This window comes from Acinetobacter sp. CAU_H_S139_7 (assembly GCF_058599305.1).
This window is the reverse complement of record NZ_CM178651.1, coordinates 562,027-575,187: the sequence shown is the minus strand read 5'-3', so window position 1 is coordinate 575,187 and position 13,161 is coordinate 562,027. Positions and strand designations below refer to the sequence as shown.

Annotated in this window: 13 protein-coding genes and 1 riboswitch; of the genes, 9 read left to right on the top strand and 4 right to left on the bottom strand. The window is 41.0% G+C overall.

Translation table 11 applies throughout. The features are described from left to right. Positions 1–77: 77 nt before the first annotated feature. Positions 78–953: a metal-dependent hydrolase gene (locus tag AC4MC0_RS02810; RefSeq protein ID WP_491887271.1), complete on the top strand. Its 876-nt coding sequence runs from the start codon at positions 78–80 to the stop codon at positions 951–953. Positions 954–1,013: 60 nt separating this feature from the next. Here the strand turns inward: AC4MC0_RS02810 and AC4MC0_RS02805 are convergent, their stop codons facing one another. Both AC4MC0_RS02805 and AC4MC0_RS02800 read right to left on the bottom strand, forming a co-directional pair. Next, positions 1,014–2,006: a DUF2804 domain-containing protein gene (locus AC4MC0_RS02805; RefSeq protein ID WP_336000379.1), complete on the bottom strand. Its 993-nt coding sequence runs from the start codon at positions 2,004–2,006 to the stop codon at positions 1,014–1,016. Positions 2,007–2,167: 161 nt separating this feature from the next. Continuing rightward, positions 2,168–2,680 carry a DUF1543 domain-containing protein gene (locus AC4MC0_RS02800; RefSeq protein ID WP_336000381.1) on the bottom strand — a complete coding sequence of 171 codons (513 nt, stop codon included), beginning with the start codon at positions 2,678–2,680 and terminating at the stop codon, positions 2,168–2,170. 267 nt (positions 2,681–2,947) lie between these two features. Here AC4MC0_RS02800 and AC4MC0_RS02795 point away from each other — a divergent pair, with 267 nt between their 5' ends. Next, positions 2,948–3,253: an IS630 transposase-related protein gene (locus AC4MC0_RS02795; protein ID WP_262471488.1), complete on the top strand. Its 306-nt coding sequence runs from the start codon at positions 2,948–2,950 to the stop codon at positions 3,251–3,253. 47 nt (positions 3,254–3,300) lie between these two features. Continuing rightward, positions 3,301–3,795 carry an IS630 family transposase gene (locus tag AC4MC0_RS02790; protein ID WP_005402039.1) on the top strand — a complete coding sequence of 165 codons (495 nt, stop codon included), beginning with the start codon at positions 3,301–3,303 and terminating at the stop codon, positions 3,793–3,795. A 171-nt stretch (positions 3,796–3,966) separates the two neighbouring features. Here the strand turns inward: AC4MC0_RS02790 and trpB are convergent, their stop codons facing one another. Beyond that, positions 3,967–5,196, bottom strand: a complete 1,230-nt coding sequence (trpB, locus tag AC4MC0_RS02785) for a tryptophan synthase subunit beta (RefSeq protein ID WP_004697773.1) — start codon at positions 5,194–5,196, stop codon at positions 3,967–3,969. After that, a complete protein-coding gene (locus tag AC4MC0_RS02780; protein WP_278345368.1) occupies positions 5,180–5,821 on the bottom strand; it encodes a phosphoribosylanthranilate isomerase in 642 nt (213 codons plus the stop codon). Before AC4MC0_RS02780 ends, trpB begins: the two co-directional genes overlap by 17 nt. 143 nt (positions 5,822–5,964) lie before the next feature. Then, a riboswitch (cobalamin riboswitch) is annotated at positions 5,965–6,171 on the top strand. 35 nt (positions 6,172–6,206) lie between these two features. On the opposite strand from AC4MC0_RS02780, the gene AC4MC0_RS02775 reads away from it, so the two are divergent. The 6 genes from AC4MC0_RS02775 to AC4MC0_RS02750 all read left to right on the top strand — a co-directional run bounded on the left by AC4MC0_RS02775 (position 6,207) and on the right by AC4MC0_RS02750 (position 13,136). Next, positions 6,207–8,060 (top strand): TonB-dependent receptor plug domain-containing protein, encoded by a 1,854-nt coding sequence (locus AC4MC0_RS02775; protein ID WP_278345367.1) that lies wholly within the window; start codon positions 6,207–6,209, stop codon positions 8,058–8,060. 100 nt (positions 8,061–8,160) lie between these two features. Next, positions 8,161–8,739, top strand: coding sequence for a cob(I)yrinic acid a,c-diamide adenosyltransferase (locus AC4MC0_RS02770; protein ID WP_278345366.1), 579 nt, complete (start codon positions 8,161–8,163; stop codon positions 8,737–8,739). A 303-nt stretch (positions 8,740–9,042) separates the two neighbouring features. Continuing rightward, on the top strand, positions 9,043–9,765 hold the full coding sequence (locus AC4MC0_RS02765) for a glycerophosphodiester phosphodiesterase (protein ID WP_278345365.1): 723 nt from the start codon (positions 9,043–9,045) through the stop codon (positions 9,763–9,765). A 276-nt stretch (positions 9,766–10,041) separates the two neighbouring features. Then, entirely contained in the window at positions 10,042–11,208 is a 1,167-nt protein-coding gene (locus AC4MC0_RS02760) for an acyl-CoA desaturase (protein WP_278345364.1), read from the top strand. 74 nt (positions 11,209–11,282) lie between these two features. Beyond that, positions 11,283–11,612, top strand: a complete 330-nt coding sequence (locus tag AC4MC0_RS02755; protein WP_278345363.1) for a DHCW motif cupin fold protein — start codon at positions 11,283–11,285, stop codon at positions 11,610–11,612. 78 nt (positions 11,613–11,690) lie between these two features. Further along, on the top strand, positions 11,691–13,136 hold the full coding sequence (locus AC4MC0_RS02750; protein WP_278345362.1) for a protein adenylyltransferase SelO: 1,446 nt from the start codon (positions 11,691–11,693) through the stop codon (positions 13,134–13,136). The last annotated feature ends 25 nt before the right edge of the window (positions 13,137–13,161 follow it).

Below are 13,161 nucleotides of genomic sequence, written 5' to 3'. Positions count from 1 at the left end.
AATGGCAATATCTGTCAAAACAAACTGCATTTTCTCCGACATACTGCAATCATCCAAGGCAAATGAAGTAAAACAAAATGAATGCCATTGTTACAACCCCTGTTGAACCGATTGTGCGAACTCAACTTAATTTTAAGCTCGATGAAGTGCCCCGTTTTTGGTTTGGCGGCGACCCATTCCTTACGCGCATGTTCGATGCACTCAGCCTCACTTTCCCCGATGGAGAACGCTATTTTATTCAAAGCGTGCGTTTGTTTAGGGACCAAATTACAGACCCAAGCTTAGCGGCTCGTGTAAGCGATTTTATTAAGCAGGAAGCACAGCATGGCATTGCCCATGACAAAATGAATCAGGTCATGCGAGAACAAGGCATGCCTGTCGATCAGTTTATTCAGCGTTTAAATAAAATCTTCAAGTTCGAATTAAGCAAACGCTCGCCGCAATACAACATTGCCATGACGGCTGCGGCAGAACATTTAACCGCACTGATGGCCGAAACTTTTTATAGCCATAAAGCCACGTTGGCTGAGGCCCACCCCTATGTACGTGCTTTATTTGCATGGCATGCCATTGAAGAAATGGAACACCGCGATGTCGCGTTTGATGTGATGAAACAAGTCGGACATGTGCCTGAAGCGACGCGTCTATTTGCATTGGCCTTTACCACGGTGATGATGTTTGGTTTCACCACTTATCGTGCAGATGTCATGCTCAAGCATGATGGCTTTAGCCGTATTCAGCGCTTGCAAATGATGCGTAAAGGGCTGCCTTGGTTCTTTGGTAAAAAAGGGATACTGTCCCGCATGCGTGGTCAATATCTCGATTGGTTTAAGAAAGACTTTCATCCCAATCAACATCCTGTGATTGCACAGTACGATGTTTGGATCGATACCCTTGCAGAAAGTCATGATCCGATTTTAGCGGGTGAAGCTTTTTGGCAAGCAGGGAAATAAATTCATAAACATAACAAAAGAAAAAACCAGCATGATGCTGGTTTTTTTGTTATAGGTCTTTTACCACTTTGCATAGTGCTGTTCGAGCAGTCCATATTCATTTAGCAATACAATTTCTTGATCATCCTGCTGAATCGTACCGCTAATTTTGGCTTGCCACTGACTAAACTGACTGCCCACAAGACGCAAATTTAGGTTTTCAAAACGGCGCCAGCCCGTAGTCACAGTTAAATTTAAGCGCTCATCTAGCGAACGAATGCTCCAACGTCCTTCTTCTTCCATCTGGAACAGCACATCACTCACGGTATAGAGCTTTCCATTTACCCACAGACAGTTTTCATTGCCAAAACTTTCATTCACACCAGAGGCTAAGTTCAGACCAATACGCTTACCCTGTGCATCCCAAAAACTACAAGAGAGCCAAAACCAAGCTGTTTCCGGTCGGAGGAAACCACAGGTATCATCTAGCGCAGCTAAGGTCCGCTCATTAAACTGAATGATCTGCCCCGCTTTATTGGTAAAAAAACCCTCACAAGCTAAGGTGGTCAATTTCTGAGTATAAGTCCAGCCATTAATCCCTGTTGGACTACACATACTCAATGGATCAGTGCCTGCACAGAAGATACGGGCGCTCAGCTTAATTTCACCATACTTGGTGACTTGAACATAACGCGCCCCATTGGCATGCTGAATTTCAATTTGAAAAGGTGAATTTGCAAATACACTTTGGTTATATAAAGGCTGTTCATCTAATACGGTTTTACGCGCCAGAAAATTGACGGCGTTCCATTCAAGTACTTCATTTTTGAGATGATCATAAATATAAACGAAACCGTGTCCAGCCCAAGCAATATCAGCAATCGCTAAGCCAATGGTGTAGTGTTCATGTTGAATGCTACAAAACTTAAATTTCTTATATTTTAGCTTTTTCCGCCAGCCAGTGAGCACTTCACCATATGGGGTTTTATACTGATACTTATTTAAATCAATGGTTTTTGGAAGTTCGCTAAACCGACCATAATGTGGTTGTCCGTTGGACTGTATCAAATCCATTGATGCTTTATCCTTAAGCAAAAGTTAATTAATATCCCTAAGCCTATTATGCCTATAATTTTAAAGGTGAAAAGTATTTAGTTTGTTTTTTCATCAAATTATTCGTTAAACCTGCTTTTCGTTTTAATACATCACTTAAAAGAATTAGGAATAGTTCAAACTTAATTTAACATGAGATATGTATTTTCCCATGTGTTTACATCAAACTCAGCTTCAACCAATGCCACATAACGACCATGTACACAATCAATCGCAATACAGCCATCAACGTCTAAAATACGGTCAGTATGTTGCTTTTGCCACTTTTGATCAAAATATTGTTTGCCAAGTTGTTTAGCTTCCGCGGCATGCGGCGCAACGACGAGTACATAACGATGTAACTCCCCAAATTCACGTATGTCATAGCCACCTAAATTTATGAGCCACAGTTTTTCATCCTCTGCTTGGGGTTGGGCATCACTAAACTGTATTTGGTATTTTTTCCCTCGACATTCAATACCATTCACTTGCATCCAAGCATCAATATGTAAGCCTTTTTGTTCACCAAACCATGCATTTTTAAGTTGCGGGTAACTCTCTTCTAGACTGTCAGCGACTGCAAATACAACATCATGGACTTCGGTATTTGCACGTGCATGGCGACCACCAAGCATGACCATAAATAGGTTAGGCATGTTTTGCTCCTTTTCAAATTAAAATGTACCTAGCGGAGTCTTACAGTTTGTACTTCTTATTTGCGGAGCTCATCATGTTACTTTGGTTTTGCCCAAAGTAACCAAAGGCATTTCCGTTTGCAAAACTCGGCACATATCATCAATCCGTTCACTATATCGCAGAAACTGTATAGTTCAACTAATAGTCTGCCTCGAACAATTGCAAACGGCCTTTCCTCGAATCAAACAATTATAGTCAAATCATTATAAAACCAATACAATGGTGCAATGAGTTATTCAGAACATTTTAGACGTAAAATTTTAGCTAAGCTTGAGGAAGGTTATTCTATTCGAGCGGTAGCTACACAATTTGAAATTAATAAAAATACCATTGTTGAATGGAAGAAACGTATAGAGATTAAAAAAACTCGTGTACGTAAACCTTCTAAAATTAACGATGATGCTTTACGTGAAGATGTTGAAAAGTATCCTGATGCTTATCAATATGAACGTGCTGCACGTTTTAATTGTGGTGTTTCATCTATTGGTGCTGCATTAAAGCGCTTAAATATTACAGTTAAAAAAAGACGTTAAGCCATCCTAAAGCAGATACAAAGCTCAGGGATAAATTTATTCAGCAAGTGAATGAATTAGAAAAAAACCATCCGATTATTTATCTGGATGAAAGTGGTTTTAAGTCACATGATTACAGACCTCATGGCTACTCACGAAAAGGAGTACCCTGTTTAGGGCAATATAATTGGCAATTAAAGAATCAGACCAATGCTATTGGAGCAATCCATAAAGGGTATTTATTTTCAGTCGGTTTATTTGACTGCAAAATCAATTCAGATGTTTTTCATTTTTGGATTGAGCAATTCCTCATACCAGCATTACCTGAAAATAGTGTAGTGGTTATGGATAATGCAGCATTTCATAAAAGAGCAGATATTCAGGAGTTATTGGAACAACAAGGGCATAAAATTCTTTGGCTTCCTGCATACAGCCCTGATTTAAATCCTATAGAACAGATGTGGGCATGGGTTAAACGTAAGCGTAAAGAATGGTTGATCGATTCAGTCGATGAGTTATTTCAAGTTTTTTTCGAATCCTGTATGAATAATAAAGTAGTTTGACTATATATTAATTTTCAAATTCTTAAATGCTCATTTTTAAACCAAAATTATCTACATAAGAAAAAATCGTGCTGAATCACTTCAGCACGATTTTTGTAATCCACCCAACCCTCATCTATTAAAAGGGGGGAGGCTTTTCTCTCTTTTTCAAAAGTGGTTAGTCGAGGATTCTTACATCTCAACCATTTCCACGCCATCAATACGTGCCACAGTCATTAAGTCCTTATCACCACGACCAGAAACCGTCGCAATAATAATTTGATCTTTAGACATGGTTGGCGCAAGTTTAGTCACATAAGCCATCGCATGAGAGCTTTCCAGTGCAGGAATAATCCCTTCAATCTGGGTTAAATCACGGAAACCTTGTAAAGCTTCATTGTCATTGATCGGCACATATTCAACACGGTGCATATCTTTTAAGAAACTATGTTCAGGGCCTACACCTGGATAATCCAAACCTGCTGAAATTGAATGAGTTTCAATGATTTGGCCTTGTTCATCCGACATTAAATAAGTACGGTTACCGTGTAAAACTCCGACATGACCAGCATTCAATGGTGCAGAGTGTTTACCTGTTTCAATGCCATAACCTGCAGCTTCAACACCGTACATTTTCACATCAGCATCGTTTAAGAATGGGTAGAACAAGCCCATTGCATTTGAACCACCACCGACACATGCCACCAAGGCATCAGGTAAACGCCCTGCTTGCTCTTGAATTTGTTTACGTGCTTCACGACCAATAATCGATTGGAAATCACGAACCAATTGTGGATAAGGATGTGGGCCTGCAACCGTACCAATCACATAATAAGTTGAATCAACATTGGTGACCCAATCACGCATCGCTTCGTTCATGGCATCTTTCAATGTTTTAGAGCCACTTTCCACAGGCACAACGGTTGCACCCAACAAACGCATACGATAGACGTTCATGGCTTGACGTTTTACGTCTTCTGCGCCCATGAAAACGACACATTCAAGACCTAAACGTGCTGCGATCGTAGCCGTTGCAACGCCATGCTGCCCTGCACCTGTTTCAGCAATAATTCGTTTTTTACCTGACAGTTTTGCCAGTAAAGCCTGACCAATGGTGTTATTCACTTTGTGCGAACCCGTATGATTGAGGTCTTCACGTTTTAAATAAATTTGCGCACCACCCAACTCTTTCGACCATCGCTCAGCATAATATAAAGGACTAGGACGACCTACATAGTAGGCGAGGTCACGGTCGAATTCTGCCAGAAACTGCTCATCATCCTTCATACGGAAATAGAGCTTTTCTAAGTCTTCTAATGCAGCCATTAGAGTTTCTGACACAAAACGTCCGCCATGGATACCAAAATGCCCACGTTCATCTGGGTATTGGGTATAGTCAATCACATTACTTTGCTGATCCACGATGGACTCCTTGCATGAAGTTTTCTATAAGTTGTTGGTCTTTTATACCTTTAGCGGATTCGACGCCTCCGCTGACATCTACAGCATAAGCCCCAGTCGTCTTTATAGCGTTTTCAACATTAGTAGGGGTTAAACCACCAGCTAAAATTAAAGGAATATCCAGTTTGGGGAATTGTGACCAGTCAAAACTGTGTCCTGTTCCCCCTTTCAGTTCGGGATGCCATGCATCTAAAAGGACTGCGCTTGCCCCTGCCTGTTGAAAGCATTGAACTTCTGCCACCACATTCAGGTCAGGTTTCACTTGAATGGCTTTATACCAACGGCGTCCCACCTGTGCCGCAATTGTCTGACAGTCTTCTGGTGTTTCATCACCATGAAACTGAATGATATCGAGCGCCACTTGTTTTAACACATCGGCAATGTCATCCACCGTTGCATTCACAAAAAGTCCAACAGTTTGCACATAGGCAGGTATATGTTGGATCAGTTCTTTGGCTTGAGCTGCACTGACATGACGTGGACTAAGCGGGAAAAATACAAAACCAATTGCATCAGCCCCGGCATTGACCACAGCTTGAATATCTTGGCTACGGGTAATTCCACAAATTTTGGCACGGGTTCGCATAGGTTATGACTCTGGCTCAACCCTATTTATAGCTGATCTATAAATAACAGGGCGAATCATTGTAATGCAATTTTTTCACCTTGCGTAAAGTTCATCCTGAAAAATCTTTACATAGATTGTTTAATTCACATACAAACCTTATACTTCGCCCAAATGCAATAAGTCTAAGCACTATGCTTTAGGGAAGTTGGTGAGAGTCCAACACTGCCCCCGCAACGGTAAAACGAAACGTATATCTTTATAAGTGTTTGCACTTACATCACTGCACTCGTGTGGGAAGATGGATATACCAATATTGTTCGCAATATTTATATTTAAGTCCGGAGACCTGCTTATTGCGCCATTTAACTCAATCATTCACGGGGGGTGAATGTATGGAGCCAGCATGCCAAATTTATTTCAGCCTACAGCTTTAGTGGGCGCAATCGCTATTGCGATGGGTTTCTCCGTTTCTGCATCTGCACAAGACAGTATTAATGCATCTTTAGATACATTGGTTGTCACTGCAACACGTTCTGAAGAAAAGATTAAAGACGTTCCTGCCCGTATTTCTGTCATCAATAAAAATGCGATTGAAAAGAACCCTGCTCTCAATTTATCTGATTTAATCCAACAAGACCCTTCTGTTTACGTGAAACAAAGTGGCGGTATGGGACAAATTTCTGAAATTGGACTACGTGGAACAAAAGCTGTCCATACCTTAGTTTTAAAAGATGGCGCGCGTTTAAATAGTCAAAATGAACTTGGCCCACTTTATCCTGCTTTTTTAGATACTTCAGATGTTCAACAAATTGAGATCTTGAAAGGCCCCGCTTCAGTCCAATATGGTAGTGATGCAATCGGTGGTGTAGTTCAACTTATTTCAAAAAAACCAGTTAAGTCTGGTGCAGAATTAACTGGTATCTATGGTGAAAACAATACCTATAAAACCATCGCAAAAGCAGATTTAGTCACAGATCAAGGTTTCTATGCTCAAGTAGGTGGCCAACGCTTAGAAAGTGATGGAACTCGTATTTTTGAAAGCCAAGATAAAAGTGATAAGGCCAGCTATGATCAAAAAGGCTATAATGCAAAATTTGGATATTTCCAAGAAAATCAGCTTGATGCTTCTGCTTCGATTAGTGAAAATAAAGGAACAAGTATTTTCAGTAATGACTACATTACCAATACAGCTCCTCGTAATTTTGTTAATCGTGTTATTAATGCGAAAGTTGATTACAATATTCTGCAAAATCTAATTTTAGGTGCACATTTTGCAAATGTTCAAGACAAGCAAGATGTTCCATCATATTTCACACAGTACAACACTGAAAATAACCAAAGTGATTTAAACCTAAAATGGAAATTCACACCAAATCAAAATATTTTAGTTGGTGCAACTTATAATGACGCCAACTACAAAACCAGCTCAATCAAAAATCAAGATCAGAGCGTTAATAGCACAGGTTATTATCTACAACACCAATTTAAAAATGAACTGTTTGACACTCAAGTTGGTCTGCGTGTAGAAGACAATGAGCTTTTTGGAAGCCACACAGTAGGTCAAGGTGCTATTCGCTATCATTTCCTGCCTAATGCAAGCGTTTATGCCAATATTGGCAGTGCATTCCGTGCTCCGACCCTAAATGAACTCTATTCTCAGTGGGGCGGTAATGAAAATTTAGAACCCGAAGAAAGCATCTCTTATGAACTAGGTTTTGATTATGCGATTACGGATAATCTAGCGACTAGTTTTTCTGTTTATCGCACCAATGTGGATAACTTAATCGTCTATAGCGACAGCATGAATCAAAATGTTGGCGAAGCCAATTTTACAGGCGGTGAGGCAGGTCTGAAATGGAAACAAGACGATTTATTCCTCGCGACAGAATATGCTTATGTTGAAACTGAAAATAAAGCAACAGGTTTAGAAATTGCCTATCGCCCAAAACAGACGCTTACTTTCACTGCAGGACTAGAAAATGCTGTCTATGGACTTAGTACTTCGGTAATAGCTCGTTCACATGCCAATGCTAGCAATAGTGCAAATAGCGTAAAAGTTCCAGGTTATGCAACTGTCGACTTCAATGCCTATTGGAATATTAACCCAACAGTTAAAGTGTTTACTAACATTCAAAACATGGGTGATGTTCAATATCGAGAAGCATATAAAGCGGCAAGTTCTTGGGATAACTCCCCAGAAGATTGGTACATCAACGGCGGTCGTTTCGCTTCCGCAGGAGTCACTTTCCGTTATTAATTTAACGTAAAGACTCAAAAAACAATTTAAAACAGCGCAGTTTATGGATAATGTTTTGACCGACATTATCCTTTTTTTCATTCTTTAGACAGGACAAATTATGGGCCACCGTTTAAGTAAAATTTATACCCGTACTGGCGACTCAGGCACCACAGGTTTGGGCGATGGATCACGTGTGACTAAAGATGATCTACGAATTACCGCACTCGGTGATGTCGATGAGCTCAATTCAACGATTGGTGTGCTTCGTGCTCAAATTACTTCAAGCCAAATCACAAACAAAGCCACATGGGACAAAAGCTTAAGCCTCATTCAACATTGGCTTTTCGACTTAGGTGGTGAGGTGTGCATTCCCAACTATCACTTGCTGCAACCGGTTTGTATTGAGTTTCTTGAACAAGAAATTGACCGCATGAATGAAGACTTACCTATGCTTAAAGAGTTTATCTTACCTTCGGGTTCTTTAGCATGTAGCTATGCACATCAAGCACGAGCGGTATGTCGCCGAGCTGAACGTAGCTTAATGTCGGTGCACACTCGTGATCAAAATATTCAAAGCACCGCACTACAGTTGCTCAACCGCTTATCGGATTGGCTTTTTGTTGCATCGCGTGCTTTACAGCGTGCTGAAGGTGGCTCGGAAGTACTTTGGCAAAAAAATATCAATGAAACTATTTAAACAATTCTAAGTATTTAGAACGAAATAGATTTTTTCAGAGTCTTCCTGTGATCAATTCACAGGAAGACTTTTTAATGTTACTTTTCTTTTGGGCAAAGCAATCAAAACCATTTTTCCAATCGTAAAACTCGTCAAATACCATCACTTATCGTGAATATAAACATTTCATTCAAATTCAGTTCTATCTCAAACCATTACGAATCGCATTTACGCATATCTAATATCTCCAGCTTAGAATCTATCCCCCAATCCAATGTTTTAGCGCTACAATCACTCAAAAGACGTATATAGATCAGGTTCAATATGAGAATCATCGGACATCGTGGTGCACGTGGCGAAGCCCCAGAAAATACACTCGGCGGTTTTCAATATATTCATGATCTGGGCATACGTGCGGTCGAATTTGATGTTCGTCAGCTCAAAGACCATGAGCTGATCATTATGCATGATGACAACATGCTCCGAACCACAGGTAGTGACCAAGCACTCTACCCATTAAACAGCACACAACTCGACACCTATAACCAAGCACATATTTGGCTAGACTGGGAAAAGCAAAGTACGCCAACATTACTACAAGCCCTTCAGATCATGCAGGACTTCGAACATCTTGAAGTTGAAGTCAAAGCTGTAGAAACACAAGCTGAAGCTGAGCGACTGACGCAACATTTAACACAGCAACTTAGAGGCTTTGAACACAATGCGGTCATTACCAGTTTTGATCTTAAAATCCTACAAGCACTGCAACATCAACACTCAACATTTAAACGTGGCTTATTGATTGAAGACGATATTCAACATCTTGCGATTGAACAAGCGCTCAAATACGACTGTTGCCAAATCGGCTGGATGAACCAACTGGCAACCGATGACTTGTTAAAAGCCACACAACAAGCGAATTTAGCCATTAGCGTATGGACGGTAAATGATATCGAGCGTGCTAAACATTTACGTGACTGCGGCATTGATGGATTAATTACCGATTTTCCTAAAATGATGCTACAACATTTGACCGATGTGCATTGAACAGGCCACAGATTGACTTGAGTTTTACATGAGTAGTAGCACTGAAAATGTTTATTTTTCATATTGATCGCTCTGCTACTATAAAGCCTAGAAAAGCTTCGGTAATTTCGATATCTAAACATTCGTATTCTGTTACTGTTTAGTACAATACATCTGTACAATAATGCTAGTGAAGCATGGTTCGCTCATGCTAATATGCTGTGGCTTAATCCATGCAAAAAGTAATGGATTGACCTTCCATTTATACCTCCCAAGGTTTCAGGAGTGCTGTTGGAGATGAATGCTCCCCTACCCAAAGCCCCATTTAACTGGGTTGCAATTTTTGCATTGGTTTTTCTTCCGATTGTGGCTGTGATTGCAATTCCCTTATATGCCTTTCAGCATGATTTCAGCTTAGCCGCTTGGATCAGTATGTTTGTATTACTGGGTGTTAGTAGCTTAGGTATTACCGCTGGCTATCACCGTCTATGGGCACACCGTGCTTATGAAGCAAACTTACCTTTAAAAATCATTTTGATGATTATGGGTACCTTTGCTGTGCAAAACAGTATTTTATATTGGGGTTCAGGTCACCGTACACACCACCGCCATGTCGATGATATCGAGAAAGATCCGTACTCGATTAACAATGGTTTTTGGTATGCGCACATGGGTTGGATGCTTCGTGACTATCCGTCAGCAGAACCTGATTTTAAAAATGCACCCGATTTACTGAATGATAAATTGGTGATGTTCCAACACAAATACTATGTTCCTTTAGTAATCATCGTACACACAGGTATTTTATTACCGATTGGTTGGGCGGTAGGTGACTTATGGGGCGTATTATTGTTGGGCGGATTAATGCGTTTAATCCTCAGCCACCATGTCACATTCTTTATTAACTCTTTATGTCATATGTGGGGCAAACGTCCATATACCGACGAAAATACTGCACGTGACAACTTCTGGTTAGCCATTGCCACTTGGGGTGAGGGTTATCATAACTACCACCACATTTTCCAATACGACTATCGTAACGGAGTGAAATGGTGGCAATATGACCCAACCAAATGGTTGATTTGGTCATGCTCAAAACTGGGTTTAGCTAAAAACTTACGTCGTATTCCGAGCTTTAATATTAAAAAAGCTGAACTTGCGATGAAGTTTAAATACGCTGAACAAGACTTAGAAGTTCATGGTCTAAATGTCAGTGATGACATTAGTTCCGCAAAAGCTCGTATTGCACAAGAGTATGATGCATTCACCCAAACCTTAAATGACTGGGCAAAATTGAAAGAACAAGAAATTCAAGCCAAGAAAACAGCAGTGGCTGAAAAAATCCATCAAATGGATGAGAAACTCAAAATTGAGTTTCAATTGGTTGAACAGCGCTTAGGTCATCATCGTCAAACTTTGACCACACTGATGCGTAGCATTAAAAAAGCCCCTGTTTCACAATAATTAATCTCTGATTCACCATTTCAAAAGAAAGCTCCGCAAGGGGCTTTTTTTAGCAGTTCATAAAGGATAACAACATGGATATTAAGAATATTCCTTTCGGTATTACCAACTGGACCGAGATACCACCCACCCGCCATACAGGTGATCAGGGTTATGCCCTATGGCGTACTCAGCAATTTGACGCGATTCGCGTGCGTATGGTGGAGTATTCTGAGAACTATTTGGCCGACCACTGGTGTTCTAAAGGACATATCCTGTTGTGCTTAGAAGGCGAACTACACACGGAACTAGATGATGGTCGTAGCTTTACCCTCACGGCTGGCATGAGTTACGAAGTTGCGGATCAAGCCGAAGCCCATCGCTCGTCCACCTCAAAAGGTGCCAAACTGTTTATAGTTGACTAAAACAGTTGGATATATGTCTTAACACTAAAACTTTGCTATATTGATGGGGTCATGGCTTATCCCTTGTGATCCTTCACTATGCAGTTCAATTCACGCTACTCTCTCCTTCCTTCAAAGCTTTATCACCATCAACAGCCCTTGCCACTAAAAGGGGCAAAAGCAGGTCATTTCAATGCCTCTTTAGCAGAACAGTTGCAATGGTCTGAAGCAGACAAACAGTCTTGGGTAGAGATTTGTAGCGGACAAAAAACCTTTAGTGAATTTGAACCATTGGCAATGGTCTATGCAGGACATCAATTTGGTCAGTGGGCAGGACAGCTCGGTGATGGTCGGGGTTTATTGATCGCACAAATTCTTGATCAACATGGACAAACCATTGACCTGCATTTAAAGGGTGCCGGCTCTACTCCTTACTCACGTATGGGAGATGGTCGTGCGGTACTTCGCTCCGTCATTCGTGAGTATTTGGCTGGACATGCGCTGAATAATTTAGGCGTCGCATCGAGTAATGCTGTTGGCTTTACCTCGTCGACTCAAGGCGTGCAGCGGGAGAAATTAGAACTCGGCGCAATGATGTTACGTACATCAGACTGTCATATTCGCTTGGGGCATTTTGAGTGGATCAACCAGTACCAACCTGATTTACTCGAAGAATTTACCCAAAAATGTATCGAATGGCATTACCCCGAGTGTTTAGATTTGGAACAACCTGTTTTGGCATTTGCAACCCAAGTGATTCAACGGACTGCAGTCATGATTGCCAAATGGCAACTGGTCGGCTTCGCACATGGGGTGATGAATACCGATAATTTAAACATTACGGGTTCAACCCTCGATTTTGGCCCTTATGGTTTTATGGAACGCTTCCGTCCGAATTGGATTAACAATCACTCCGACTATCAAGGTCGCTATACCTATCAGCAACAGCCGAGCATTGGACACTGGAACTTATGGACATGGTTGAATAACCTCATTCCGCTTTGTCCACAAGACTATGACAAAGAACAATGGAAGCAAGACCTTGCCACTTGCCTAGAGCACTATGAACCCACGTTCTTGGAGCACTACAAACTGGGTTTAAGTCAGAAAATGGGCTTACCTCATTTCCACACTGACAGTTTTGACTGTGCCATGACCTTCTTACGGATTCTACAAACCGAACAGCTCGACTACACACAGAGCTTTACGCGTTTGCAAGAGCAGCAATATGAAATGATTAAAGATGATTGTCTTGACCGCCGTCAGTTTGAAAGTTTCCTCGCACAATATGAACAGATTCGTGCCAATCAAGACACAACAGAACTCGATGCAGCCATGCAACAAGCCAACCCTGTTTATACCCTACGCAATCACATGGCACAAAAAGCGATTGAGCTGGCTGAACGGAATGATTTTTCAGAAGTCGAACGCTTATTTGACCTGCTTAGCCAACCGTTTGAGCGGAATGTAGCACTAGAGAAAGCGGAAGATTTAGCACCTTTGCCAACGGATGTTCCTGAGGTAATGGTGAGTTGTTCCTCTTAAGCGTTTGGCTTAAACTGTGGATAAA